The organism is Mesorhizobium sp. P2_E7 (assembly GCF_056403855.1).
This window is the reverse complement of the sequence record NZ_JBFUER010000003.1, coordinates 284,868-310,055: the sequence shown is the minus strand read 5'-3', so window position 1 is coordinate 310,055 and position 25,188 is coordinate 284,868. Positions and strand designations below refer to the sequence as shown.

Annotated in this window: 32 protein-coding genes; 20 read left to right on the top strand and 12 right to left on the bottom strand. The window is 62.6% G+C overall.

Annotation, left to right across the window (positions count from 1 at the left end; genetic code table 11):
* Window positions 1-3: 3 nt before the first annotated feature.
* The 4 genes from AC1DYC_RS20620 to AC1DYC_RS20605 all read right to left on the bottom strand — a co-directional run bounded on the left by AC1DYC_RS20620 (window position 4) and on the right by AC1DYC_RS20605 (window position 3,032).
* Window positions 4-798 (bottom strand): amino acid ABC transporter ATP-binding protein, encoded by a 795-nt coding sequence (locus tag AC1DYC_RS20620; protein WP_477409427.1) that lies wholly within the window; start codon window positions 796-798, stop codon window positions 4-6.
* Between the two features lie 4 nt (window positions 799-802).
* Window positions 803-1,453 carry an amino acid ABC transporter permease gene (locus AC1DYC_RS20615; protein ID WP_477409425.1) on the bottom strand — a complete coding sequence of 217 codons (651 nt, stop codon included), beginning with the start codon at window positions 1,451-1,453 and terminating at the stop codon, window positions 803-805.
* A gap of 1 nt (window position 1,454) precedes the next feature.
* Window positions 1,455-2,120, bottom strand: a complete 666-nt coding sequence (locus tag AC1DYC_RS20610; RefSeq protein ID WP_436261721.1) for an amino acid ABC transporter permease — start codon at window positions 2,118-2,120, stop codon at window positions 1,455-1,457.
* Window positions 2,121-2,192: 72 nt separating this feature from the next.
* A complete protein-coding gene (locus AC1DYC_RS20605; RefSeq protein WP_477308659.1) occupies window positions 2,193-3,032 on the bottom strand; it encodes a transporter substrate-binding domain-containing protein in 840 nt (279 codons plus the stop codon).
* Between the two features lie 159 nt (window positions 3,033-3,191).
* Between AC1DYC_RS20605 and AC1DYC_RS20600 the strand changes: the two genes are divergently transcribed.
* The gene (locus AC1DYC_RS20600) at window positions 3,192-3,995 is read left to right on the top strand and encodes an IclR family transcriptional regulator (protein ID WP_477308661.1); all 804 of its coding nucleotides are present in this window, start codon (window positions 3,192-3,194) and stop codon (window positions 3,993-3,995) included.
* A 23-nt stretch (window positions 3,996-4,018) separates the two neighbouring features.
* Here the strand turns inward: AC1DYC_RS20600 and AC1DYC_RS20595 are convergent, their stop codons facing one another.
* Complete coding sequence (locus AC1DYC_RS20595) at window positions 4,019-4,222, bottom strand: YdcH family protein (RefSeq protein ID WP_112559568.1); 204 nt, start codon at window positions 4,220-4,222, stop codon at window positions 4,019-4,021.
* Between the two features lie 239 nt (window positions 4,223-4,461).
* Between AC1DYC_RS20595 and AC1DYC_RS20590 the strand changes: the two genes are divergently transcribed.
* The 5 genes from AC1DYC_RS20590 (at window position 4,462) to AC1DYC_RS20570 (ending at window position 8,431) form a co-directional block, all read left to right on the top strand.
* Window positions 4,462-4,641, top strand: a complete 180-nt coding sequence (locus tag AC1DYC_RS20590) for a YdcH family protein (protein ID WP_095487303.1) — start codon at window positions 4,462-4,464, stop codon at window positions 4,639-4,641.
* A gap of 295 nt (window positions 4,642-4,936) precedes the next feature.
* Window positions 4,937-6,190 carry a flavodoxin-dependent (E)-4-hydroxy-3-methylbut-2-enyl-diphosphate synthase gene (gene ispG / locus AC1DYC_RS20585; protein WP_352556619.1) on the top strand — a complete coding sequence of 418 codons (1,254 nt, stop codon included), beginning with the start codon at window positions 4,937-4,939 and terminating at the stop codon, window positions 6,188-6,190.
* A gap of 4 nt (window positions 6,191-6,194) precedes the next feature.
* Entirely contained in the window at window positions 6,195-7,055 is an 861-nt protein-coding gene (locus AC1DYC_RS20580) for a transglycosylase SLT domain-containing protein (protein ID WP_477409423.1), read from the top strand.
* Between the two features lie 15 nt (window positions 7,056-7,070).
* The gene (locus AC1DYC_RS20575; RefSeq protein ID WP_477409421.1) at window positions 7,071-7,622 is read left to right on the top strand and encodes a chloramphenicol phosphotransferase CPT family protein; all 552 of its coding nucleotides are present in this window, start codon (window positions 7,071-7,073) and stop codon (window positions 7,620-7,622) included.
* A gap of 56 nt (window positions 7,623-7,678) precedes the next feature.
* A complete protein-coding gene (locus tag AC1DYC_RS20570; RefSeq protein WP_477409419.1) occupies window positions 7,679-8,431 on the top strand; it encodes a Stf0 family sulfotransferase in 753 nt (250 codons plus the stop codon).
* Here AC1DYC_RS20570 and AC1DYC_RS20565 read toward each other — a convergent pair whose 3' ends face one another.
* A complete protein-coding gene (locus AC1DYC_RS20565) occupies window positions 8,432-10,774 on the bottom strand; it encodes a response regulator (protein ID WP_477409417.1) in 2,343 nt (780 codons plus the stop codon).
* 124 nt (window positions 10,775-10,898) lie between these two features.
* The gene (locus AC1DYC_RS20560) at window positions 10,899-11,114 is read right to left on the bottom strand and encodes a tautomerase family protein (RefSeq protein ID WP_477409415.1); all 216 of its coding nucleotides are present in this window, start codon (window positions 11,112-11,114) and stop codon (window positions 10,899-10,901) included.
* Between the two features lie 112 nt (window positions 11,115-11,226).
* On the opposite strand from AC1DYC_RS20560, the gene AC1DYC_RS20555 reads away from it, so the two are divergent.
* The 4 genes from AC1DYC_RS20555 to AC1DYC_RS20540 all read left to right on the top strand — a co-directional run bounded on the left by AC1DYC_RS20555 (window position 11,227) and on the right by AC1DYC_RS20540 (window position 14,627).
* Window positions 11,227-12,120, top strand: a complete 894-nt coding sequence (locus tag AC1DYC_RS20555; protein WP_477409413.1) for a LysR family transcriptional regulator — start codon at window positions 11,227-11,229, stop codon at window positions 12,118-12,120.
* A gap of 115 nt (window positions 12,121-12,235) precedes the next feature.
* A complete protein-coding gene (locus tag AC1DYC_RS20550) occupies window positions 12,236-12,715 on the top strand; it encodes a carboxymuconolactone decarboxylase family protein (RefSeq protein ID WP_477308677.1) in 480 nt (159 codons plus the stop codon).
* Window positions 12,715-13,572, top strand: coding sequence for a sigma-70 family RNA polymerase sigma factor (locus AC1DYC_RS20545; RefSeq protein ID WP_477409411.1), 858 nt, complete (start codon window positions 12,715-12,717; stop codon window positions 13,570-13,572). The genes AC1DYC_RS20550 and AC1DYC_RS20545 overlap by 1 nt, the downstream gene beginning before the upstream one ends.
* A 161-nt stretch (window positions 13,573-13,733) precedes the next feature.
* On the top strand, window positions 13,734-14,627 hold the full coding sequence (locus tag AC1DYC_RS20540; protein ID WP_477409409.1) for an aminoglycoside phosphotransferase family protein: 894 nt from the start codon (window positions 13,734-13,736) through the stop codon (window positions 14,625-14,627).
* Between the two features lie 109 nt (window positions 14,628-14,736).
* On the opposite strand, the gene AC1DYC_RS20535 is transcribed toward AC1DYC_RS20540, so the two are convergent.
* The gene (locus AC1DYC_RS20535) at window positions 14,737-15,321 is read right to left on the bottom strand and encodes a TetR/AcrR family transcriptional regulator (RefSeq protein WP_477409407.1); all 585 of its coding nucleotides are present in this window, start codon (window positions 15,319-15,321) and stop codon (window positions 14,737-14,739) included.
* A 103-nt stretch (window positions 15,322-15,424) separates the two neighbouring features.
* Here AC1DYC_RS20535 and AC1DYC_RS20530 point away from each other — a divergent pair, with 103 nt between their 5' ends.
* Together AC1DYC_RS20530 and AC1DYC_RS20525 are read left to right on the top strand one after the other, a co-directional pair.
* The gene (locus AC1DYC_RS20530; protein WP_477409405.1) at window positions 15,425-16,240 is read left to right on the top strand and encodes an oxidoreductase; all 816 of its coding nucleotides are present in this window, start codon (window positions 15,425-15,427) and stop codon (window positions 16,238-16,240) included.
* Between the two features lie 66 nt (window positions 16,241-16,306).
* Window positions 16,307-17,308 (top strand): NADP-dependent oxidoreductase, encoded by a 1,002-nt coding sequence (locus tag AC1DYC_RS20525; RefSeq protein WP_477409403.1) that lies wholly within the window; start codon window positions 16,307-16,309, stop codon window positions 17,306-17,308.
* Between the two features lie 39 nt (window positions 17,309-17,347).
* On the opposite strand, the gene AC1DYC_RS20520 is transcribed toward AC1DYC_RS20525, so the two are convergent.
* The gene (locus tag AC1DYC_RS20520) at window positions 17,348-18,265 is read right to left on the bottom strand and encodes a polyprenyl synthetase family protein (RefSeq protein WP_477409401.1); all 918 of its coding nucleotides are present in this window, start codon (window positions 18,263-18,265) and stop codon (window positions 17,348-17,350) included.
* 131 nt (window positions 18,266-18,396) lie between these two features.
* Between AC1DYC_RS20520 and AC1DYC_RS20515 the strand changes: the two genes are divergently transcribed.
* From AC1DYC_RS20515 to AC1DYC_RS20500, 4 genes are all read left to right on the top strand, one after another.
* Window positions 18,397-19,104 carry a biosynthetic peptidoglycan transglycosylase gene (locus tag AC1DYC_RS20515; RefSeq protein ID WP_477409638.1) on the top strand — a complete coding sequence of 236 codons (708 nt, stop codon included), beginning with the start codon at window positions 18,397-18,399 and terminating at the stop codon, window positions 19,102-19,104.
* A gap of 141 nt (window positions 19,105-19,245) precedes the next feature.
* Window positions 19,246-19,428, top strand: a complete 183-nt coding sequence (gene rpmF / locus AC1DYC_RS20510) for a 50S ribosomal protein L32 (protein ID WP_008834724.1) — start codon at window positions 19,246-19,248, stop codon at window positions 19,426-19,428.
* 218 nt (window positions 19,429-19,646) lie between these two features.
* Entirely contained in the window at window positions 19,647-20,594 is a 948-nt protein-coding gene (locus AC1DYC_RS20505) for an agmatinase (protein WP_477409399.1), read from the top strand.
* 162 nt (window positions 20,595-20,756) lie between these two features.
* Window positions 20,757-21,158, top strand: a complete 402-nt coding sequence (locus AC1DYC_RS20500) for a hypothetical protein (protein WP_477308690.1) — start codon at window positions 20,757-20,759, stop codon at window positions 21,156-21,158.
* Window positions 21,159-21,170: 12 nt separating this feature from the next.
* Here AC1DYC_RS20500 and AC1DYC_RS20495 read toward each other — a convergent pair whose 3' ends face one another.
* The 3 genes from AC1DYC_RS20495 to AC1DYC_RS20485 form a co-directional block, all read right to left on the bottom strand.
* Complete coding sequence (locus AC1DYC_RS20495) at window positions 21,171-21,602, bottom strand: GlcG/HbpS family heme-binding protein (RefSeq protein WP_477409397.1); 432 nt, start codon at window positions 21,600-21,602, stop codon at window positions 21,171-21,173.
* Between the two features lie 199 nt (window positions 21,603-21,801).
* Complete coding sequence (locus AC1DYC_RS20490; protein ID WP_477308694.1) at window positions 21,802-22,041, bottom strand: hypothetical protein; 240 nt, start codon at window positions 22,039-22,041, stop codon at window positions 21,802-21,804.
* A 79-nt stretch (window positions 22,042-22,120) separates the two neighbouring features.
* Window positions 22,121-22,648 (bottom strand): winged helix-turn-helix transcriptional regulator, encoded by a 528-nt coding sequence (locus AC1DYC_RS20485; RefSeq protein ID WP_477308696.1) that lies wholly within the window; start codon window positions 22,646-22,648, stop codon window positions 22,121-22,123.
* Between the two features lie 102 nt (window positions 22,649-22,750).
* On the opposite strand from AC1DYC_RS20485, the gene AC1DYC_RS20480 reads away from it, so the two are divergent.
* From AC1DYC_RS20480 to AC1DYC_RS20465, 4 genes are all read left to right on the top strand, one after another.
* Entirely contained in the window at window positions 22,751-23,584 is an 834-nt protein-coding gene (locus AC1DYC_RS20480; RefSeq protein WP_477409395.1) for an alpha/beta fold hydrolase, read from the top strand.
* Between the two features lie 117 nt (window positions 23,585-23,701).
* Window positions 23,702-24,358 carry a glutathione S-transferase family protein gene (locus tag AC1DYC_RS20475; protein ID WP_477409393.1) on the top strand — a complete coding sequence of 219 codons (657 nt, stop codon included), beginning with the start codon at window positions 23,702-23,704 and terminating at the stop codon, window positions 24,356-24,358.
* Window positions 24,359-24,363: 5 nt separating this feature from the next.
* Window positions 24,364-24,702: an ArsR/SmtB family transcription factor gene (locus tag AC1DYC_RS20470; RefSeq protein WP_477409391.1), complete on the top strand. Its 339-nt coding sequence runs from the start codon at window positions 24,364-24,366 to the stop codon at window positions 24,700-24,702.
* A gap of 11 nt (window positions 24,703-24,713) precedes the next feature.
* On the top strand, window positions 24,714-25,178 hold the full coding sequence (locus tag AC1DYC_RS20465; protein ID WP_477409389.1) for an SRPBCC family protein: 465 nt from the start codon (window positions 24,714-24,716) through the stop codon (window positions 25,176-25,178).
* Window positions 25,179-25,188 lie beyond the last annotated feature (10 nt).

Sequence of the window (25,188 nt, the reverse complement as noted above, 5' to 3'; positions counted from 1 at the left end):
ATGTCAGAAATGCGAGGCGCGGAACCGCGCCAGGAAAGAGCGCAGGCGCTCGTTGGTGGTCTCTTGGGCGAGGATCTCCTTCGGCGGGCCGACGGCGCTGACGCCGCCATCGGCCATGAAGACGATGCGGCTTGACGCGTCGCGGGCAAAGGCCATCTCGTGGGTGACCATCACCATGGTCATGCCGTCTTCGGCGAGGCTGCGCACAACGGCCAGCACCTCGCCGACCAGTTCGGGGTCGAGCGCCGAGGTGATCTCGTCGAGCAGCAGGATCTTCGGTTCCATGGCGACGGCGCGCGCTATGCCGACGCGCTGCTGCTGGCCGCCGGAAAGTTCCGCCGGCAGGCTGTCGGCCTTGTGGGCGAGACCGACGCGGCCCAGCCAGTGCTCGGCGATCTGGCGCGCCTCGGCCTTGCTCTTGCCGCGCACCTTGATGAGGCCGAGCATGATGTTGCCGGCGGCGGTGAGGTGCGGAAACAGGTTGAAGCTCTGGAACACCATGCCGGTCTCGGCGCGCATGGAGGCCAGGTCGCGCTCGCTGCGCCGCTGGCGCGCGCCAGCCTCGCGAAAACCGACCTCCTTGCCGTCGATGCGGATCGAGCCTGAGTCATAGCTTTCGAGGAAGTTGACGCAGCGCAAAAGGGTCGTCTTGCCGCTGCCCGAAGGCCCGATGACGTTGACCACCTCGCCCTTCTCAACCTTGAGGCTGACCGAGCGCAGCACCTCGACCGAACCGAAGGCTTTCGAGACCCCGGCAATATCGAGAAGCGCTGTAGTGTCGTTCAAGCTTGTGGCCATCGTGCTAGTCCCGGATGAAGGCGAAGCGCCGTTCCAGCCGCCGGCTGGCGTAGGAAAGCGAATAATTAACGGCGAAATAGATCAAGGCGCCGAGGATATAGAGCGGCATCGCCTCATAGGTGCGGCCGATCACCTGGTTGATCGCCTGCATCAGGTCGGTGATGCCGAGCAGCGAAACCAGCGCGCTGCCCTTGACCGCATCGGTGACGCCGTTGATCCACGGCGGCAGGAAGCGGCGGAAGGCTTGGGGAAAGATGACGGAGGTGAGCCGCTGGCGAAAGGTCAGGCCGATCGCCATCGCCGCCTCGGACTGGCCCTTGGGAATGGAGCCGACGGCGCCGCGTACATATTCGACGACCTGCGCCGTCTTGAACAAGGTCAGCGCCAGCACCGCGGCCCAGAAGGATTGCAGATGCAGACCGGCCGCGGGCAGGCCGTAATAGACGAAGAACATCAGCACCAGGATCGGGATGCCGCGGATGGTGTCCGAGAAGATGCGCACAGCCCAGCGCAGCGGCGCCGGGCCGTAGACCAGGCCGACGCCGAGCGCGACGCCTGCAATCAGCGACAGCACCACGACCAGCAGCGATACCCACAGGGTCACGGCGAAACCCTGGGCGAGGAACGGCAATGCGTAGAGGATCTGGCCAAGCATGTCAGCGCGCCGTCCTGAACCGTCGCTCGACCAGCCGCAGCCCGAAGAGCAGCGCGTAGCCGGTCACCAGATACATCGCCGTCGTCACCAGATAGACCTCGACGATGCGGAAGGTGTTGAAGTTGATCCACTGGGCGCCATAAGTCAGTTCGGGCACCGAGATGACCGAGGCGATGGACGTGTCCTTGAACAGCGAGATGAAGGTGTTGGACAGCGCCGGCAGCGTGATGCGCAGCATGGTCGGCAGGCGCACGTGGACCAGCCGCTGCCAGGGTGTCAGCCCGATCGCCTTGCCGGCATCGAGCTGCCCGCGTGGCACGGCTTCGAGGCCTGAGCGGAACACCTCGACCAGGTAGGCGCCGCTGTAGACCGACAGCGTCAGCACGAACGAGGTCGGCGCATCGTAGGCGAGATCAACCACGGTCGGCACGCCGTAGAAGACGAGATAGACCAGCAGGATCAGCGGCACGTTGCGGATGAACTCGACGTAAGCCGCGATGATGGCGCGCACCACGCGTCCGGCCGAGACGTACCAGACCGCCAGCACCAGGCCGATGACGATACCGATGGCGATCGAGATGACGGCAAGCTCAAGGCTGAGCAGCAGGCCGCCCCAGAGCTTGTCGAAATGCCGCCAGATCAGGTTGAAGTTGAGCGTATAGCCCATGCGTCTCCCGCAATGCCGAGGAACGTCAAAGAAGAGGGTGGAAGGGTGCCGGGCACCCTTCCACAGGCTGCGTCAGATGACCGGGAAACCTGGATGCCGCGCCGGCGGCTCCAACCCGAAATAATCCTTGAATGCCGCGTCGTAGAGCGCCGTTTCATGACCGAACATTGCGGTCGCGAAGGTCGTGTTGACGAAGGTCAGCCAGTCGAGATCGCCTTGCCGGAGCGCGGCGCCGTAAAGCATCGAGAACCAGCTCTTGCCGGCATCGAAATACTTGTCGGGATTGCGCGAGGCGAGCCAGCGGACCGTCGAGAGGTCGACGGCGGCCGCGTCGACGCGCTTCGATTCCAGCGCCTGGAGCACGTTGGCCTGGGTGTCGATCTGCATCACCTGCGACTGCGGCAGGACGAGATGGACATTCTGCTCGGCATCGACGTTCTGCAGGATGGAAATCCGTGTCGCCGAACCGCCGGCGAGCAGCTTGTCGAATGTCTTGTTCTCGGCTGTCGGAAGCGTCAGCAGCGCGACACCTTCGACGTAGTACGGCCTGGAGAAGTTGATCAACTGCGAGCGCTGGGCAGTCATGGTCATGAACTGGATGGTGATGTCGACCTTGTTGGTGGTGACATTGGGAATGCGCTGCGCCGGGTCCTGCATGACGAACTCGACCTTGGTCGGGTCGTCGAAAAGACCCTTGGCCAGGATATGGCCCATGGTGATGTCCATGCCGACGAGTTCGCCGGCATCGTTCTCGAAATGCCAGGGTGCGTTGGTGCTGCCGGTGCCGACGATCAGCTTGCCACGCTCCAGAACGGTGCGCAGCAGGCTGTCCGGTGCGGCCTGTGCCGCCGCCTTCTGAACGTCGACCGACGCGGCTGCGCCTATCACTCCGGCCGTGGCGAGCCCGGCCATTCCTAATTTCAGAAAATCACGTCTCTTGGATGTGTCGTTCACTGCGACCTCCTTTTCGTGTGTACCCCTTTTTCAGGTCCATGCTCTTTTTTGCAATTTGTCTCTTACAAAAGACACATGTACCTTGTACAAGACAGATACTAACATCAGGAATCAGTAATGCAAGACGACATTGGCGTTAAAGATCGGCCCGACGTCAGCCCGACCGAGGACAAGACCCCCGGCTCTCGCGAGAAGGGTCTCAACCGGGTGCTCGAGATATTTGAGTTCCTGCACACCACGCAGCGTGCGATCGGCATTGGCGACCTCGCCAAGGGGGTCAACGCGCCGCGTTCGACGACCTATACGCTGGTGCGCTCGCTGGTCGATGCGGGTCTCCTGGAGATGGAGGGCGACGGCAACAGGGTCTATTTCGGCAAGAAGCTCTACCTCTACGGAATGGACTATGTCCGGGGCAACGACCTGCTCAGGCGGGGCCGGCAGGAGGTCGACAATCTGTCACGCGAGACCGGCGAGACCTCCGAATTGTGCATGCTGCAAAGCGGCCGCTACACCATCGTCCATTCCAGCCCAGGCACCAGGCCGTTCCGCATCAGCTCCGCCACTGGCCTGCAGATTCCGCTGCCATGGACGGCATCCGGGCGGCTGCTTCTGGCCGGGTTGGAAAGGGACACCATTCAGGACATGGTGTCGGAAGACGACCTTTTGCTGCCCGATGGCCGCAGGCTGCAGCTCGACGATTTCATCGCCGATATCGCGACGGCCAGGACGACGGGCTATTGCATCACGTCGGGGCTGGTCGACGCCTATACCAAATGCCTGGCCGCCCCGGTGTTTTCCGTCACAGGCAAGGTCGAGGCAACGATGTGCCTGGTGGTTCCGATCGACACCGCGAAGGAAAAAACCGACGAGCTTGTTGCGCTATTACGTGAACGCGCCGCAAGGCTTTCGATCCCGGGGTAAGGGTAAGGCTCTGAGGCTATCGCTCAGGCGATGATGTCCGGAATGATCTTGTCTTCCAGCGCCATCAGCCGGTCCTTGAGGAACAGTTTTTTCTTCTTCATGCGTTGGATCTGCAAAGGATCACAACCCATGGCGATCATCGCATTGATGGCCGCGTCGAAATCGGCATGCTCTTGTTTCAGCCGAGAAAATTCGAGGCGGATATCAGCCTGTTCCTGTTCGGACATTATCTACCGTCTGCACGTCTGCGGCGCCCAATGATGGGCCTGATTGGGCGGGACCGGCGGGGTTTTGTAGCCGGCGCGCAGCCAATACCACATTTCACATTGTCGTGGAATGCTACCACGCAGCATTCGACATCGCCGCTGGATGGTGGCAGAGTGTCATGGTGCCGTCACAGAACGACCTGCGGTGGACGTGCCTTTGACGGCTGCAATCGAGGAAACCATGAAAGGGAGAACCAATCATGTCTCTTGCATCCCATCTTGATGAGTTGCAGCGGAAACACGGTGATATCGAACGCGAGATCGACGATGCCATGAACCATCCATCGGTCGACGACCTCGAAATCGTGAATCTCAAGCGACGCAAGCTGGCACTCAAGGACGAGATTGAAAAACTGAAGGCGAAACCGACGACACACTGACGCCCTTCCTGGATTAGACGCGCCGTTCGGGCGCGTATCCATCGCTCCGGTGGCTACACGCCGCTGGAGACTTGTTCTTGTTACCGATTCCGACACTGTTGGCCGGTCGACACCGTCTGTGACGGGTCGCCGCGCCACTGCGATTTGGCGACCCTGCCGGCCTGTCGCCATTGACAAGCCATCTTTGCTCCTCCACCTCATGCCCGGACCTCAGCGCAACGCGCTGGCAACTGTTTGAGCGTAGTTTGCGCGTCAATGCGGGCGCACGTCGCTCCGGAGACAAGAGGCTGCCGGCATGACCGGATATTTTTCCTCCCCCTTTCCACGCCGCACCTCGGTCGGCGTCGATGTCGGCGGTGTGACCGTCGGCGGCGGCGCGCCGGTCGTCGTGCAGTCGATGACCAACACCGACACCGCCGATATCGACCAGACCGTCGCGCAGGTTGCTGCCCTGCATCGCGCCGGCTCGGAGATCGTGCGCATCACCGTCGACCGCGACGAGAGCGCTGCCGCCGTGCCGCGCATCCGTGAGCGGCTCGAACGGCTCGGCATCAATGTGCCGCTGGTCGGCGATTTCCATTATATCGGCCACAAGCTGCTCGCCGATCATCCGGCCTGCGCCGAGGCGCTGGCCAAATACCGCATCAATCCCGGCAATGTTGGCTTCAAGGACAAGAAGGACCGCCAGTTCGCGGCGATCGTCGAAATGGCGATCAAGCACGACAAGCCGGTGCGCATCGGCGTCAATTGGGGCTCGCTCGATCAGGAGCTCCTCACCCGGCTGATGGACGAGAACCAGCGCCGAGGCTTTCCGCTGACGGCGCAGGAGGTCACCCGCGAGGCGATCGTGCAGTCGGCGATCCTGTCGGCCGAAATGGCCGAAGAAATCGGCTTGGCCCGCGAAAAGATCATCCTGTCGGCCAAGGTCAGCGGCGTGCAGGATTTGATTGCCGTCTATACCGAGCTTGCCACACGCTCCAACCATGCGCTGCATCTCGGCCTCACCGAAGCCGGCATGGGCTCCAAGGGCATTGTCGCCTCGTCGGCCGCCATGGGCATCCTTCTGCAGCAAGGCATTGGTGACACCATCCGCATCTCGCTGACGCCGGAGCCGAATGGCGACCGCACGCGCGAGGTGCAGGTCTCGCAGGAACTCTTGCAGACCATGGGCTTCCGGCAGTTCGTGCCGATCGTCGCCGCTTGTCCCGGCTGCGGTCGCACGACGTCAACCGTGTTCCAGGAGTTGGCGCAGAACATCCAGGCGGATCTGCGCAAGAACATGCCGGTCTGGCGCGAGAAATACCCGGGCGTGGAAAACCTCAAAGTCGCGGTGATGGGCTGCATCGTCAACGGCCCCGGCGAATCCAAGCATGCCGATATCGGCATCTCGCTGCCCGGCACCGGCGAGACGCCGACGGCGCCTGTCTTCGTCGACGGCAAGAAGGCGGCGACGCTGCGCGGGCCGTCGATCGCCGCCGATTTCGAGAAGATGGTCGCCGACTATATCGAGCAGCGGTTTGGACAGCACGGCAAGGCCGCGGCCGAATAGGCCGATGCGCGCGTTGCTCAAAGCCGGTGTGATCCTGCTCTGCGGGCTGGGCTCTGCCGGACAGGCACTCGCCGATCCACCACAATCGCGCTCTGCGGCGAAACGACTGATCGGCCGCGTTTGCGACCTGATCGAGGCGCATGCCGAGCAGAATGGTCTGCCCAAAGACTACTTCGCCCGGCTGATCTGGAAGGAAAGCCGGTTCGATCCCAATGCGGTGAGCCCGGTCGGCGCTGAAGGCATCGCCCAGTTCATGCCGGGTACGGCCAAGATGCGTGGCCTTGCCGATCCCTTCGACATCGACCAGGCGATCCCGGCCTCGGCGAAGTATCTCGCCGAGATGAAGGTCAGCTACGGCAATCTCGGCCTGGCGGCGGCCGCCTACAATGCCGGTGAGAACCGGGTGTCGCGTTGGCTCGGCTCCGGCGGCTTCCTGCCGATGGAAACCGAAAGCTATGTCTTCGACGTCATGGGCGAGCCGGTCGACAAATTCTCCGACAGCGCCTACGCCGGAACGGTCGCGCCGCTCGATGCCAAGACCAGCTTTGCCGTCGCCTGCCGCAAGCTGCCGGTGATCATGTCGAGAACGGTCGCCATGGCGTCGATCAATGTGAAGCCATGGGGCGTGCAGGTGGCCGGAAATTTCCGCCGGGGTGCCGCGATCAATCAATGGCTACGGGTCCGGAGCCGGTTTCCGGCCCTGCTCGCCAGCCATGATCCGGTGGTCAGCCGGGTGCGCACGCCGATCGGCCGGCGCGGCATCTATGCCGTCAGGATCGGTGTCGACGACCGCGCCGCCGCCAATGTCATCTGCCAAAAACTGCAGAGCGTCGGCGGTGCCTGTATCGTCGTGCGGAACCGGTAGGCGCGAGGGGGCGACATGACGGCCAAAATCGTCCTGCTCAACGGCGTCGGCAGTGCCGGCAAGAGTTCAATCGCGAGAGCCCTGCAGACAATCACCGCCGAACCCTTTCTGCATGTCCAGATGGACGCCTTCCTCGATATGTTACCGGAGGCGCTGCAGAACCATGCCGATGGGTTTTCCTTTGAGACGATGCTGGACGACGGCAAGCCATCGGTGGTGATCAGGAGTGGGCCGGTCGGCGCGCGCACCATGCGCGGCATGCGCCACGCCATCGCGGCCATGGCCGGGCAAGGCAACAATCTCATCGTCGACGACGTGATCTTCAATGACGAAATAGCAGAGTATCGCGCATTGCTGTCGGGCTTCGATCTGCATCTGGTCGGCGTGACGGCGCCGCTAGAGGTGCTGGAAGCGCGCGAAGCCGCGCGCGGCGACAGGATGCCCGGGCTGGCGCGCTGGCAATATCCGCGCGTCCACAACGGCACGGATTACGACCTCGAAATTGACACCAGCCAACTCACGCCGCTCGAATGCGCCCGTCGCATCCAGCAGGAATTTCGGCTATAGGCCGGCGCTGAAGCGGCCGGGCTTGCTCTGGCTCTCGTGAGCAACAAGGGTAGCGCATGTTAGACGGCTACATAATCTGCGGCACGCCGAGAACCGGAAGCACTTTGCTGTGCGGCCTGCTGGCATCGACGAAGATGGCAGGCGATCCGCACTCGTTCTACCGGCGGCAGGACATAGCGGAGTGGGCCGAAGAATGGCATTTGCAAGGTCCCGGGACGATGAGTGAGCATGAGTTCGATTTCGCCTATCTCCAGGCGGCAATCAGGGCCGGGAAGGGCGGAACAAGCGTTTTCGGCCTGCGGCTGATGCGGGAAAATCTGGCTGAGCTTTCGGCGATCCTCGACCGGATTTTCCCGGCACTGCCATCGGACAAAGCGCGTTTCGAAAGGGCCTTCGGCCGTGTCCTCTACATCCACCTTTCGCGCGAAAACAAGCTGGCGCAGGCGGTCTCGCTGATCAAGGCGGAGCAGACCGGGCTTTGGCATATCGCGCCCGACGGAACCGAGATCGAACGGGTCGCGCCGCCGCAGGAACCCCGATACGATTTCGAGCGAATCCAGCATGAGCTCGCCAAACTCGAAGCCTATGACGCGGCCTGGAACACATGGTTTGCGGAGCAGGGGATAATGCCGCTGCGGATTGGCTATGAGCGGCTTTCAAGCGATCAGGCGGCTACGTTGACGGCCATCTGCGCAGCGCTCGGCGTTCAGGCGCCGAACGCGGAGGATGTGAAGCCGGGCGTCGCAAGGCTCTCGGACGCGACAAGTCTCAACTGGATGCGCCGCTATCGTCTGGACACGGCGATTTGATCAAGCCGTCTTCGCCGCCACCGTCTCGCTGAGCCAGGTGCCGATCTTGCTGCCGAGTCGATCGGGCGAGACGGGCTTGGGCAAATAGTCGTCCATGCCGGCCTCGATGCATTTGTCGCGATCGCCCTTCAGCGCGTGCGCGGTGACGCCGATGATCGGCGTGTGGTTGCCGGTTGCCGCCTCCGCCGCCCGGATGGCGCGGGTCGCCTCGTAGCCGTTCATCTCCGGCATGGAAACGTCCATCAGGATCAGCTTCGGCCGCAGCGCCCGGTACATTTCGACGGCGGTGCGGCCATTGCCGGCGATGCGGTAGCTGAGCCCCAGCCCATTGAGGATCTGGCCGAAGACCAACTGGTTCACGTCATTGTCTTCGGCGATCAGAATATCGATCGGGCCGTTCGGCGTGGTCATCGATTCGGGAACCGTGGCCGCAGGCATCACCGGGCCGCGAATGACGGTGAAGGCCGGCGGCGCCACGGGCGCTGCCTGCGCGACAACCGGCTCGCGAACGAAGTGGGCTTTGCCGATCTGGGCGCGGGCCTTCTGGATGACCGAGATGACGGTGCCAAGCAAGATGGCCGAGCGCGCCGGCTTGGTCAGGTGCGCGGCAATGCCGAAATCGATGACCATCTTGCCGAAATCGACCTGATCGACCGACGTCAGCAGCACCATCGGGATGGCGGAGAGACGGCTGTCGGCGGAAATCGCCTTGGCGACATCGGCGCCGTTCATGCCCGGCATCTGGTAGTCGAGGATGATGCAATCGACCGCGGCACCGAGCTGGCTGGCGCGGTCGAGGAAGGCGAGGCCGACAGCGCCGCTTTCGGCAGCCGCGCAGTCGAAGCTCCAACTTCTGAGCTGCTCCAGCAGGATCTCGCGGTTGACCGGGTTGTCGTCGATGACCAGCACGCGGGCGCCGGTGACGTCGACCGGCACGATCTCGTCGCGCGAGTCCTGCTGATGCGCCGGCAGCGGCACGGCGAACCAGAACACCGAGCCGCGGCCGATCTCGCTTTCGACGCCGATCTTGCCGCCCATCAGGTCGACGAGGCGGGCGGCGATCGCAAGGCCGAGGCCCGTGCCTTCATGGCGGCGCGTCGACGAGCCGTCGACCTGGGCGAATTTCTCGAACACGTTCTCCAGCTTCTCGGCCGGAATGCCGATGCCGGTGTCCTCGACGCGAACCTTGAGCTGGACCATACCGTCGACCACCTCGCCGCCGACATCGATCAGCACATGGCCCTTTTCGGTGAACTTCACCGCATTGCCGAGCAGATTGGTGACGATCTGGCGGAAGCGGCCGGCGTCACCGACGACATGGGCCGGCAAACGCGGGTCGACACGCACGATCAGCTCGAGGTTCTTTTCGGCGACGCGCGCCGACACCAGCGTCGCAACGTCCTCGACCGCTTCGGCAAGCCGGAAAGGTGCGGGATCGAGCGTCAGCTGGCCGGCATTGATTTTTGAGAAATCGAGAATGTCGTTGATGATGGTGAGCAGCGCATTGCCGGATTTGACGATGACGTCGGTGAAGGTCTTCTGGCGCGCGGTCAGGTCGGTCTTGGCCAGCAGTTCTGCCATGCCCAGCACGCCGTTCATCGGCGTGCGGATCTCGTGGCTCATATTGGCCAGGAACTCCGATTTGGCGCGATCGGCCGCTTCGGCCTTGAACAAGGATGCGGCGGATTCAGTGAAAGCGCGGCGGATCGCCTTTTCCATCGGCCGGAAGATCCACAAGGCGGCAATGGCAAGAACCGCAAACAAAAGGCCGCTCGCCCACAGAAGCAGGCGGTCGCTGGAGGCGTCGGCCAGATGGCGTTCACTGTCCATGGCGGTGCGCACCCGCACCAGCATCGGCTGGACGAACAGATCGTTCTGGTTGACGATTTCGCGCGAACTCCATTCGTCGGTCTTCTGCGCCGCCGACATCAGGTTGAAGTTGCGCACAATATCGCGCGACGACCAGAACAGGTCGCCGTTGACGGAAGCGGAGGAGAGTTCGCTGAGGGTCCTGGCCGACAGGCTCGGCTTGATCGCTGCAAGCTGGGCCGACAGCGTTTCGATCTCACCGGTCAGGCGCTGCGAATGGCCGCGCGCGGCGGCGGCAAGTCCGTCACGGGTTTCCGTGCGCCAGGCTGTGCTGGCGGTTTCGGCAAAACTGGAGGCGTTGCGCAGGTCGCGGGTGAAGACGACGAGATTGCTGCTCAGCGCGTCGATGTCGTGACGGAAGGAATTGACGCGATTGAGCGCAAACATCACGGCGGCGGAGGCCAGCGCGAAGATCAGCAATCCCGAGATATAGCGGATCCGGATCGAACGGATGAAGGAAGAGTATTCCGGCATGCGCAACCCCAACACATACGCATCATTTTAATGGTCGGGATTACGCTTGATTTACATTAAAATTTCGTTCGCGCCGGATCCATTGCATTCATATGTGCCAAGGCACCGACTGGATATCTCGAACTCAGGCGTCCTTGGCCCGGTAGGCATCAGGAATGACGAAGACTTCGTCGGCGCGGCCGTAGCCTCCATCGGCAACTTCCTCGATCAGCACCATTGTGTAGGGGCGAACGCCTTCACCGAAATACTCGACGAACATTTGCGTGGTCCTGTGAACGAGTTCTTCCTTTTGTGCCTTCGTCAGAGCGGCCTTCGGTGTCTTGAAGTTGGCAAACGGCATTTTCAGTTTCCTTCCAGGTTGAATGCTGCAGGAGTGGATATAGCTTGCCACGTCATCCGAATAATGGGCCTCCTATTGACAGCAGTATTCGGGCAGAGCGAACACTAGAGCCATGGATCGACTCGACAGGATGCGGCTGTTCGTTCGCGTGGTGGAGCGGCGCAATTTCACAGCGGCGGCTGCCGACCTCGGCCTGCCGCGTTCGACCGCGACCGAAGCAATCAAGCAATTGGAGGACCATCTCGGGACGAGGCTGTTGGACAGGACCACGCGCCACGTCGCCACGACGCTTGACGGACAGGCCTACTACGAGCGTTGCCTCTCGATCCTGGGTGAAGTGGAGGATGCCGAGGCGGGATTCCGCAGCACTGAGCCGCGCGGCTTGTTGCGCATCGACGCGCATCCGCTGCTCACGCAGAGATACTTGTTGCCGGAGTTGCCTGCATTCCTCGAACGCTATCCCCAGATCGATCTCCATATCGGCCAGGGCGACCGGCTGGTCGATCTGGTGCGCGAAGGTGTCGATTGCGTCATCCGTGCAGGCGAACCACAGGACAGCGGCATGATCATGCGACGGCTGGCGATGATCGGCGAAATCACCGTCGCCAGCCCGGCCTATCTGAAGCGCCAGGGGATGCCTGCATCGCCTGACGCCCTGGAAGGCCACCAGGCCATCGGCTTCGTTTCCTCGCGTACCGGCGAAGTCCTGCCGCTGGAGTTCACGATCGGCACAAGGGTGCATCGGGTCACGCTGCCCGGCCGGGTAAAGGTCAACAATTCGGACACCGCGGCCGCGTTGGCGCGCCTGGGCTTCGGGCTTCTCCAGGCACCACGCTATCGGCTCGAAAAAGATCTGGCGGACGGGGCGCTGGTCGAGGTGCTGCAGGATTTTCCGCCGATGCCGACGCCATTATCGGCGCTCTATCCGCAGAACCGGCAGCTTGCTCCCCGGCTACGTGCTTTCCTGGAATGGGCGTCCCGCATCTTCGCCGAGGCAAGGCTGTGATGCCGGCGTCACCCCTGCGCCAATCCCAGCTGTTGGGCAAAAAAATCGGGCCTGATGTCACACCAGCCGATGTTGTCTCGTCATGAGAGCGTACCCAACAACAAGGACTGCAATCATGACTGCCAAAATTGACCTCTTCGCCGCCGCTCCTGCGCTGATCAAGCAATGGCAGCGCGCATCGACGGAACTCTCTGTCGCCGCCGGGCTCGAGCACAGCCTCAACGAGTTGGTCAAGCTTCGGGCGTCGCAAATCAATGGCTGCGCCAACTGCATCAACCTGCATGCCACCGAAGCCCGCGAGAATGGCGAGACCGAGCAGCGCATCTATCTGCTGCCGGCCTGGCGCGAGGCGCCCTGCTACAGCGATCGCGAGCGTGCCGCGCTCGGCTGGACCGATGCGCTCACGCGCCTCTCGGAAGGACAGGACCGCGAACGCGCTTATGCCGATCTGAAGGTGCACTTCACCGACGAAGAGCAGGTCAAGCTCACTGTGTTGATCAACATCATCAATAGCTGGAACCGCATCGCCGTCGGCTTCGGCCTCTACACCGACGCGGCAGCGATCCGATCCAGCGCCAAGGCGGCGGCCGCCTGATGACGGAGGCTGAAACCGGGGATGCGGCAGCGGGCTTCGGCCCGCTGCGGCCAAAGCTGATGCGGGTCGCCTACCGCATGCTGGGTTCGGTGAGCGACGCCGAGGATGTCGTGCAGGAGGCCTTCATCCGCTGGATGGGGACGGACCGGTCGCAGGTGCGCGAACCCGAAGCGTTTCTGCGCCGCACGGTGACGCGGCTTTGCCTCGACCAGCTCAAATCCGCGCGGCGCCAGCGCGAAACCTATATCGGCCCCTGGCTGCCCGAGCCGATCGTCGAAGAGGACGATCTGGAAGACGTCACCTTGCCGCTGATGCTGGCTTTGGAACGGCTTTCGCCGCTCGAGCGGGCAGCCTTTCTGTTGCACGATGTGTTCGGGCTGGAATTCGAGGAGGTCGCGACCGCCCTCGAGCGCGACGCAGCCGCTTGTCGCCAGCTTGCGGCCCGCGCACGCGGCCATGTCCGTGAGGCGCGGCCACGCTTCAAGGTGGAGAAGCAACGCGGCCTTGAAATCGCCGAAGCCTTCTTCGCGGCATCGCGCAGCGGCGACATGCGGGCGCTCGGCGCGCTGCTGACGGCCGACGTCAGCGCCCATGCCGATGGCGGCGGCAAGCGTCCGGCGGCCATGCAACCGCTGCTGGGGTTCGATGCCGTCATGAAGCAGTACGAGCAGGTGGCGGTCTGGCTGCGCGAGAAGGGGTCGACACTGGTTCGCGTCGGTTTCATCAATGGATTGCCGGGGTTCATCACGCTGGAAGCCGATGGCGAACTGCAGACCACCGCGCTTGACATCGAGGACGGCAAGATCTCGGCCATCTATGTCATGCGCAATCCCGACAAGCTCAGGCATCTGCACTAGCTCGTAGACTCATCAGCCCTGAATCGGAATCCGGCGCAATGTGAAAGCAGCCAGTCGGCAAACGACCTCATTCCGGCTATTGGTCATCCGTGCCAACAGGGCAACCAGAGGACAGACAATCGCTGCATATGCGGTCAAACCAGTCGGGAGAGCGGCAGCTCATGCATAGCGACCAGGTGCGCATCGAAATCGACCTTGCACGAGACCTGATCCGCGATCAGTTCCCTCAGTACGAAGATCAGAAGATCGTGCCGCTCGTAACAGCAGGTACCGTCAACGCAATTTTCCGCATCGGCTCAAAATACGCCGCACGCTTCCCCTTGCGAATGATGGACCAAACCCAATGCACCATCCTGCTGAGGGCGGAAGCGGCTGCGATGAACGAACTGAAGGAATATTGCCCGTTTCCAACTCCTCAACCGATTGGGCTAGGCAGGCCGAGCCCAGCCTATCCCATGCCCTGGCTCGTACAGAGTTGGATAGAGGGCGAAACGGCGACGCCCAACGGGCTGAGCGGCTCAACAGCCTTCTCACTCGATCTTGCTCGTCTCGTAACCTCGCTTCGCAGGGGAGACGTGAAGGGGCGACGTTTCGATGGGCGAGGGCGAGGCGGGAACCTCTCAGATCATGATGATTGGATGGAGGTCTGCTTCTCCAATAGTGAAGACCTTCTCGACGTCGCGCGTCTCCGGCACCTATGGGCTGTCCTGCGCAAACTGCCTCCTGCAGGTTCCGAGGTAATGAGCCATAAGGACCTCATCCCGGCAAACCTCTTGGTACAAAGGGAAAGTCTGGTCGGAGTTCTTGACGGTGGCAGCTTCGGCCCAGCCGATCCGGCGCTCGATCTGGTCGTTGCATGGCACCTACTCGACCGTGCCCGTCGGGCAGCCTTTCGCGAAGCTATTCAGGCCGGTGAATTGGAATGGAGGCGCGGCGCCGCATGGGCTTTCCAGCAGGCGATGGGTCTCGTTTGGTACTATCGGGTGACCAATCCGACCATGAGTGCTCTGGGGCGAAGCACGATCTCGCGTCTGCTTGAGGATCTCGCGGTCTAGTCCGCGAAATTCGGTATCAGTATAGCGGCATCCGGGCGGTTCGCTCGCAAGCTGACCGACCGCTCCCCGCCAATCTCAGTTGTTCGCGTTTATGGGTTCACGGCCTAGTCTAGGATGCCTTCCCACCCTCAGGTGTCTGGATCAGCCTCCGCGCCGCATCTGCTCCTGCCGCAAGGATGCGATCCGACAATTCCGTTCCTGCCACCGCGCGGGCCAGTTGGAGCGCTCCGATGAGGGTCGCAAAGACACCCAGCGCATCGCCTTCCGGATCTTTGGCCCGCGGAAATGCGGCTGACAACTGGCGCGCCAAAACCAGCAAGCGCTCGGTATAGGCTTCGCGCGTTTCGGGTGGCTGACGTGCCAGTTCCGGCAACAGCGCGGCAGACGCGCAGCCCGTTCCCGGATTGTCCCGGTGCTCAGCTGACAGATACGCCGCTATGCCCATCTTCGGACCACCAGCGGCCAACGCCTCCTGCAGTTGCTGCGACTGGGTCTCCATAGCCGCTACCAGGCTTTCACGTACAAGCTCCGCCTTGGATCGGAAATGCGGATAGAACGCTCCGTTTGTCAGCCCGGCGTCGCCCATGATGGCTGCCAGTCCGGATGCGGCTATGCCGTCACCGCGAAAACGCTGGGCTGCGACCTCCACGATCCGATCGCGTGATGCATCCTTTCGGCCCTTTTCGTAGCGCATGGCTGCTATTCCTCTGTGCTATTGCATTATGCTCGTAATGTGATATTACGATCGTAATCCAAACAGTAGCAAAAAGCTAGCCCTCATGTCTCCGGAGTATCAAATGAGTGCATTTTCAGGAAGAACCGCTGTTGTGACCGGAGCCTCCTCGGGCATCGGCCGCGCCAGTGCCGAAGCCTTGGCGCGGGCGGGATATACCGTCTTCGGGACAAGTCGCAGCAAGGCCCGCAACGGCCCGACGCAGGTGTCCATGCTGATGTGCGACGTTACCGATGGGGAGTCGGTCAGCGCCCTCGTTTCAACCGTGCTGGCTCAAACCGGCCGCATCGACCTGCTGGTCAACAATGCCGGTGTCGGCCTGCTTGGCGGCGCCGAGGAATCCTCGGTCGCACAGGTGCAGGCCCTGTTCGACGTCAATCTGTTCGGCGTCATGCGCATGACCAACGCCGTGTTGCCGTCGATGCGGCGGCGCGGCCAAGGGCGCATCGTCAACATTGGCTCGATTCTGGGATTGGTACCCGCGCCATACTCAGCACATTACTCGGCGGTCAAGCACGCACTCGAGGGCTATTCGGAATCGCTCGATCACGAGGTTCGTGCCTTCAATATTCGTGTCTCGGTCATCGAGCCGGCATTCGTGCGCACCGTCTTCGACCAGAACGGAATCGAGCCGGATTCCCTGTTGGAGGAATATGATCAGGCGCGAGCCGGGCTCAAGGCGCTGCTTGCCGATGTGATGCCCAAAGCCGATCGACCGGAAGTGGTGGCGGATGTGGTCGTCAAGGCGGCAACCGATGTCCGTCCGCGACGGCGCTACACCGCCGGCAAGGCAGCGCGCCAGGTCAGCCTGCTGCGCCGCTTTGCCCCCGCGGAGATGTTCGACAAGACCTTGCGCAAGCAGTTCCGCTTGCCGGTCTGAGCAACGGTGAGACCGAGAATTCACGCACAACGGCATACCAACAGACACTTTCAGAAAGTCACTGCCATGAAAGCATTCGTTGTCGATAAATATAACAAGAAAGGCATTCTGCGGCTGGCCGAGATGCCGGAGCCGGAGCTGCAGGACAATGATGTCCTGGTCGAGGTCCATGCTGCAGGAGTGAACCTGCTGGATTCCAAAATCAGAACCGGCGAATTCAAGCTCATCCTGCCCTATCGCCGGCCCTTCATCCTGGGTCACGACGTGGCTGGGAGGGTTGTCAGGGTGGGCTCGAAAGTCCGCAAATTCAAACCCGGCGACGCTGTCTATGCGCGGCCGCGCGACGGCCGGATCGGGACATTCGCCGAATTCATCGCGATTGATGAAGCCGACGTGGCCCTGAAGCCCGCGAACCTCAGTATGGAAGAAGCGGCTTCAATCCCCCTGGTCGGTCTGACCGCCTGGCAGGCGCTCGTTGAAAGGGCAGGCCTGAAGAAAGGCCAGAAGATCTTCATCCAGGCCGGCTCCGGCGGCGTCGGGACATTCGCCATCCAACTCGCAAAGCACCTCGGCGCGACCGTTGCGACAACGGCGAGCGCGGCGAGTGCCGGTCTGGTCAAGGGTCTCGGCGCCAACGTCGTCGTCGACTACAAGAAAGACGACTTCGAGAAAGTCTTGTCGGGTTACGACGTCGTCCTGAACAGCCAGGACGCCAAGACGCTTGAAAAATCTCTGAATGTGCTGAAGCCGGGCGGCAAGCTCATCTCCATTTCCGGTCCGCCGGATCCCGAATTTGCCAGGAAGCAGGAACTGAACGTGGTGCTAAGGCTGCTGCTGCGCCTGCTGAGCCGCGGTATTCGGAGCAAAGCCAAGCGCCGAGGCGTGGGATTTTCGTTCCTCTTCATGTGGGCGCAAGGTGAGCAGCTGAGCAAAATCACTTCCCTCATCGAAGATGGGGCAATCCGCCCGGTTGTCGACAGGGTCTTTCCATTCGAAGCGACCAATGAGGCTTTGGCTTACGTCGAAACAGGACGTGCCAAGGGCAAGGTCGTCGTCAAGGTCAGATAGCGAGCCCACGGAAGCGCCCATCTGCCAACAGCCAAAACCTCAGCTGTTGCGGATTGCCACGAAACTCGCCGCTGCCTTCAGCGGGGCTGCCTCTTCGCCGTAAGGCTCGAGCAATTCATGGGCCTGCTTGACCAGCCCATGGAGCTGGCTGCGCGCCCAATTCGTTCCATGCAGCGCCACCAGCGTCGCCTTGCCGGCGGCGGCGTCCTTGCCGGTCGCCTTGCCCATCTGGCTGGCATCGGCGGTCAGGTCGAGCAGATCGTCGGCAAGCTGGAAGGCAAGGCCGACCGCCGAGCCGAATTCGGCCAGCCGGTCACGGTCCTGCGGGGCGGCGCCGGCGATGATCGCGCCGGCTTCGCAGGCGAAGCGGATCAGCGCGCCGGTCTTCATCGCCTGCAATCGGATGATGCCGGCCTCGTCCGGCCTGTTGCGCTCGGCTTCAAGATCGAGCGTCTGGCCGCCGACCATGCCGCCGGCGCCGGCAGCACGGGCCAGCGCCAGCACAAGCGCTGCTCGGCGCTCCGCCGGCAAGGCCGTCGCCTCGTCGGCGAGGATATCGAAGGCAAGCGTCAACAGCGCGTCGCCGGCTAGGATCGCGGTGGCCTCATCGAAAGCCTTGTGCACCGTCGGCTGGCCGCGGCGCAGATCGTCGTCGTCCATGGACGGCAGATCGTCATGGATCAGCGAATAGCAATGCACGCATTCGAGCGCGGCTGCCACGCGCGATGCGGCCTCGCCATCGGCCCCAAAAAGGCCGGCACTTTCCATGACCAGGAAGGGGCGCAGCCGCTTGCCGCCGTTCAGCACGCCATGGCGCATGGCAGCCATCAGGCGCTCCGGCCGGGCGATCTCGCCGGCAAGCGTGCGCCCGTCGAGCAACAGCCGGAGTTCGGTCTCGATTGCCGCCGCCCGCACCAAAAGTGCGGCTTCAAAGGCCATTTGCTCGTCTTTCGTCATGGCCGGGAGCGGTAGCCGACACTCAGACGTTGCGCAAGAAGCCTCACGCCATTATGCCGGAGGCGGGAGAATGGCGCGGGTGGGGCGGCTTGACGGAACCTATCGTCGATCATGAAACCGAAGGGCTGGACATGGCGCGACCGAGGCGCGTGAACCGCGCCGGTCTGAAGCGCCTGGGTCGGCGCTGCCTGGTCGTTGCCGCCGTGCTGGCGGCGATACCCATTGTGCTGACCTTCCTCTACCTGCCGTCGTTCGTGCATCCGATATCGACCTTGATGGTCAAAGATCTGGCGACGTTTTCCGGCTACGACCGGCGCTGGGTTTCGATCGACGATGTTTCGCCGGTGCTGGCCAATTCCGTGATCATGTCGGAGGACGGGCAGTTCTGCTTCCATCGCGGCGTCGACCTCGGCGAATTGCGCGGCGTCGTCGACGATGCGCTGGCCGGCGAGGCAACGCGCGGCGCCTCGACCATCACCATGCAGACGGTGAAGAACCTTTTCCTGTGGTCGCGGCCGCTGGGCTCGGTGCGCAAGGTGGTCGAACTGCCGCTGGCCGTCTATTTCGACGCGGTGATGTCGAAACGACGGATCATGGAGATTTATCTCAATATCGCCGAGTGGGGGCCGGGCATTTACGGCATCGAGGCGGCGGCGCAGCATCATTTCGGCGTTTCGGCCAAGCAGCTGTCGCGGCGGCAGGCGGCCCTGCTCGCTGTCTCGCTACCCAACCCGATCGCCCGCAATCCGGCCAAGCCCGGCCCGGGCCTGCGGCGGCTGGCGTCACTGATCGAGCGGCGCGCCGGGCGCTCCGGCGCATATGTGGGGTGCTTAGACTAGCCAGCTCAAAAAAATTTGCCTCAACGCTGGCCAAAACGGCGTAGGGCGTGTATAGGCACCCGACTTTCTCAGATTATGGCCCTGACGCGGCCCTTTCACGAGGGCTATCGGGGCATTTTGACCATGTAGTGGAGCATATCCATGGCCGTTCCGAAACGAAAAACCTCTCCGTCCAAGCGCGGCATGCGCCGCTCGGCCGACGCTCTCAAGGCCCCGACCTATGTCGAGGACAAGAATTCCGGCGAAATGCGCCGCCCGCACCACATCGACCTGAAGACCGGCATGTATCGCGGCCGCCAGGTTTTGACGCCCAAGGAAAGCTGAGACCAGCTTTTCGACGGTTTGAATACCAAAAAGACCGGCCATTGGCCGGTCTTTTTGCGTTTGGTGGTCGCCCGGCTGCCTCACGCCGTCCTCCATGCCAAAGGCCGAACCGTCGCTGGCGATACACGCCGCCATCGCGGTGCTGTATTGCGTTGCGTCGCCGCGATTGCGGCTGAAGCACGTGCCGGCACCGTTGGTGCGGCGACAGAGGAAACCGCATGACCAAGCTCACCACAGCACCGCGCGATGTCTTCCAGACCTTCATGAATTTCCCGCTGGTCGAGGATCTCTATGCGCTGAAGGCCGATGTCGCCATCATCGGCATGCCTTACGGCAGGCCCTACACGATCGACGAGCTGATCAACGACCAAACCAACGCGCCGACTGCGGTGCGGCGCGCCTCGCAGCGCATCAGCCTCGGGCTCGACCGTTATGATTTCGACATTGGCGGAACCCTGTTCGACGGACAGGACGTCAAAGTGGTCGATGTCGGCGATGTCCCCGGCGACGCCGCCGGCGGCCATTACGGGCTGGCCGAAGCGGCGATCCGCAAGATCCGCGCCGCCGGCGCCTTGCCGATTACCATCGGCGGCGATCACGGCATTCCGATCCCGATCTTCCGGGCGCTCGACGGTGAAGGACCGATCACGCTGGTGCAGATCGACGCCCATCTCGACTGGCGCGACAACGTCAACGGCGTCAGGGAGGGCTATTCCAGCCCCATCCGCCGCGCCTCGGAGATGGCGCATATCGCCGAGATTTTCCAGCTCGGCATCCGTGGCCAGGGCAGCGCCCGGCTTGAGGAGGTCGATGCGGCCCGCGCCTACGGCTCCAACATCATCACCGCCAGTGAATGGCAGGACATCGGCACGGCGGCGCTGCTCAATCGCATCCCGGATGGCGGCCGCTACTACCTCACCATCGACGCCGACGGTCTCGATCCCGCGGTCATGCCGGCGGTCGAGGGGCCGGCACCTGGCGGCGTCAGCTACCGGCAGACGATCGATCTGATCAAAGGGCTGTTCGCCAAGGGGCGCGTTGTCGGCATGGATATCGTCGAGATCGCGCCGGCGCGCGACGTCAACGAGATCACATCGATGACCGCCGGCCTTTTCATCCTCAACGCCATCGGCGCTGCGGTGCGGGCAGGGCAGTTCAGGCGCTGAGTCGGGTGACACGGTTGTTGCATCCGGTCTTCGACCGTGTTCACACGCGCTAGCGAAAAATCTTGACGGCGTGCCTGCGGAGCATTCTACAGAAGGTGCCCCCATCGTTTACGCAATTCCTGTGGGAAACCGCTTTCCTGGAATTGCAAGAGGAGACGCCTGATGTTCGGTGCTATTCCGCTGCTGATCGTGCCCTTCGTGGCCTACAATCTCGGACTCCTCGGAATATTCGGCAGCGGCGACGATCCGTGGGCGACCGAGATATTCTCGTTTCACATGATGTCGGGCGGGGTGTTTTCGATGACGCTCGGCGACCTGATGGTGGTGATCGGGCTGATCTTCCTGTTCCTGGAGATGGTGAAATCGGTGCGGACGACAAACGCCTCGATCATGGACCATCTGTTGTCGACACTGGTCTTCGTGGCGTTCCTGGTCGAGTTCCTGCTGGTGAAGGGTGCGGCGCACTCCGTCTTCTTCACGCTGATGGTGATCGCCCTGTTCGACGTGCTGGCCGGCTTCTCGGTGTCGATGCGGTCGGCCAGCCGGGATATCAACCTCAACTAGCCGAAGGGTCGGTCAGCCCGGATCGGCGGTGAAGCCGGCGGCTTCGATGCCGGCGATGGCGGCGGCCTCGTCATTGTCCGACGTATCGCCCGAAATGCCGACGGCGCCGATGACGGCGCCTGACTGGTCGCGGATCAGAACGCCGCCAACAACCGGCAGGACGCGTCCGCCCGAGACGTCGGAAATGCCGGCGACGAGGTGCGGGCGCTCCTTGGCAAAGGCCTCGACGCGGCGCGAGCCCATGCCGACGGCGAGCGCGCCATAGGCCTTGCCGGCCGACATTTGCGGGCGCAGGAACGAGGCGCCGTCCTGGCGCTGGAAGGCGACGAGATGAGCCCCGGCATCGAGGACGGAGACACCGAGCGGCTTGAGCTTCAACTCGGCGCCCTTGGCGAAAGCTGCGTCGATGATGTGCTTGGCCTTTTCGAGAGTCAGTGCGGTCATGGCGGTCTCCTGTTCAAAACGCGTCGATCATCGACCTGACATGCGAGATGCGAAATCCCGGTTGCGGTTGAAATTGCTTCGCGTGGGAAAGCGGAATGGCGGACGGCTCTAGCGGCGTGCCGTTGACCAGCATCCGGCCGATATGCTCGGCCGCTCCAGTCTGCCATCGACTATGGGGATCGTCGACTTATGGGGGTATTCAGGCGATTTTCTTCTTGGCCCGGGCCGGCTTCTTGATCGGGGCGGCAGGGGCGTTGGCGAGGTCTTCGGCTTCCTTGGCAAGGCGCAGAGCCCTGAGCTTGTTGGTCTTGGCCTGGCGGGCGTCGGCCTCGGCGACATACTCCGCCATCGCCTTTTGCCGCACCGTGGCTGCTTCTTCCTGCTTCTTGAAGCGCATATCTGCCCGGGCGCGGGCAGTATCCTTAGAGTTCTCAACCAAGAGCGTTATCCAATCCCATAAATTATGTTTTTCAGCCCCTTGATAGCAGAGCCGCCCCATAAATGGGAAAATAAGTTGGTCAGGAGGCCGGGGGTTGGCCAGCGCTCGACGCCTTGCGAGCCACCACAGCCTCGTATCCGGCCTGCAATGTGGCGCGGACGGAAGGCCGCCCCGGCGCAATGGCAGGCGCACCCAGATGGTCGTGGCGCAGCTCGTCCATGAACTGCTCCCACATCGCCGGCCCGCCCTTTTCCAGGAGCTCAGCGCGGATCGATAGCTCCTCGCTGACCGGCAGCCAGACGCGGCCCCAGGCGCCGAGATGCGCCATGATCGGCACCAGCGTGATGGCCATCTCGGTCAGGCTGTAGATCGCCTTCTGCTTGTGCGAGGGGTCATCGGCCTTGGTCAGCATGCCAAGTTCCATCAGCCGCTTCAGCCGGTCGGCCAGGATGTTGGAAGCAATGCCCTCGATCGAGCCGTTGAGCAGCTCGCGAAAGTGGCGTTTGCCGCCAAAGATCATGTCGCGCAGGATGATCAGGCTCCAGCGGTCGCCAAACACTTCCAGCGACAGATTGATAGGGCATCCCGAGCGGTGTTCGGTTTTCATCCGACTCTCCCAAAAAAACCAGTTGCATTATCGTATCAGTTTTATTATCGTGCAACCGATTGCAAAACGCAATCAGTTTGAAGCATGAGCGAGGAGATTCCCATGACAAAGGCCGCAGCACCCGAAATCGTCTCCCAGACGTTTGGCGATCCCGGCGATCCCGCCATGCTGCTGATCATGGGCGCCATGGCCTCGATGCTGTGGTGGCCGGAGGCTCTGTGCGAGAAACTCGCCGGCGAAGGCCGTTTCGTGATCCGCTACGACAATCGCGACACCGGCCTGTCGACCAAATATGCGCCGGGCGAGCCGCCCTACACATTCGATGACATGGCGGACGATGCCGTGCGCGTCCTCGACAGCTACGGCATCGGCAAGGCGCATGTGGTCGGGATGTCGATGGGCGGCATGATCGCGCAACGGTTGGTCCTGAAACACCCCTCGCGTGTCATCTCGCTGACGGTGATCAGCAGTTCGCCGGTGGGCATCGACACATCGCATCTGCCGGGGACGACCGAGGCCTATATGGAGCACTCGGCCGACGGCGCAAAAGTCGACTGGTCGGACCGCGAACAGGTGGTCGGCTTCGTCGTCAAGGACGCGCACGCCATTGCAAGCACCGCGCATCCGTTCGACGAAAAGGCGATGAGGGCCTTCATCGAACGGGACTATGATCGATCCGGCGGCTTTTTGAGCGCGACCAACCATTTCATGCTGAAAGGCGGCGTGGATGTGAAAGGGCGCCTGCACGAGATCAAGGCGCCGCTGCTCGTCATTCATGGGACATCGGATCCGATCTTTCCGGTCGAGCATGGCGCTGCCCTTGCCGACGCTTTTGCCGGCGCACGGCTTGTCCGCATCGAAGGCGGTGGCCACGAACTGCATCCTCAGGATTGGCCGATCATTGTCGCCGCCCTCGTCGCGCATACCAAACCCTGACGGGCAGGCCAGAACCTTGACACAGTCGCCTCACGGCAATAGTTAAGTAAATGCTTCAGTGTTGGCGCTGACTGGCATGGCTCCAGCAGCGACGAACCACAAACAGACGAGCAAAAAATGTCCCTGACGTTCCATTTTCATCCGCTGGCATCGTTCTGCTGGAAACCGCTGATTGCGTTTTACGAGAACGCCACGCCGTTCACGCCGGTCATCGTCGATCTCGGCGACGAGCAGTCGCGCGCGGCGTTCCTGAAGGTGTCGCCGACCGGCAAGATGCCGGCGCTGCGCGACGACGCGCGCAACCGCACGGTGCTGGAATCCACCATCGTCATCGAATATCTGGCCGCGCATTATCCAGGGCCGGTCGAGCTCATCCCGGCAGAGGCTGACCTCGCTCTCCAGGTCCGGCAGGCCGATCGTTTCTACGATTTCTATGTGCAGGCGCCGATGCAGAAGATCGTCGGCGACAGGTTGCGGCCGCAGGACAAGACCGATGCGTTCGGGGTCGAGGAGGCGCGCGCGCAACTGCGCAACGCCTATGCGATTGTGGAAGAGGAGATGCGCTCGAAAATCTGGGCGGCCGGCCACACCTTCACCATGGCCGACTGCGCGGCCTCGCCGGCGCTGTTCTACGCCAACAAGGTCGAGCCGTTCGGCGACAAATATCCGGCGGTGAAACGCTATCACGACCGCCTGCTCAAGCGGCCGTCCTTCGCCAGGGTGATCGAGGAGGCGCAGCCCTATTTCAAGTTCTTCCCCTACAACAACGGCTGATCGCGATGCTGCACGATCCCGCCCAGCTCGACCTGATGTTCCAGGCGCTTGCCGATCCGGCCCGCCGCAGCATGGTCGAACGGCTGTCGCGCGGCCCGGCCTCGGTCAGCCAGCTGGCCGAACCGCTGGCGATGTCGCTGTCGGCCGTCGTCCAGCATCTGAACGTACTCGAGGCAAGCGGCCTGGTGCACTCGGAAAAGCTAGGTCGCGTGCGCACCTGCCAGATCGCGCCGCAGGCGCTGCGCAGCGCCGAACACTGGATCAACGAACGGCGGCTGACATGGGAACGCCGGCTCGACCGGCTGGGCGATTTTCTTGCCGAAACCGAAGACTCAGAAAACTGAAGGAGGCCATTTTGACCGAACGATCCGTCGTCCATTCCACCTTCGTGCTTGAGCGCGTCTATCCGGCGGCGCCGGCGAAAGTCTATTTCGCGCTGAGCGATGCGGCCGCCAAGCGGCGCTGGTTTGCCGATCCGGACAGCCCACGACCCAGCCGCTACGAGATGGATTTCCGCATCGGCGGCAAGGAGATCAATGTCGGCGGGCCCAAGGAGGGACCGCTCTATACCTTCGCTGCCACCTATCTGGACATCGTGCCCAATGAGCGCATCGTCTACAGCTACGACATGCTGGCCGGCGATGTCAGAATCTCGGTTTCGCTGGCGACAATGGAGCTCCGCCCGGAGGGCACGGGCACGCGGCTGGTGCTGACCGAACAGGGCGCGTTTCTTGATGGCCACGACACGTCTTCGTCGCGCGAGCATGGAACCGGGTTTCTGCTCGATGCGCTGGGCAAGGCGCTTGCCGCGGACGCCTGAAACTCGGGAG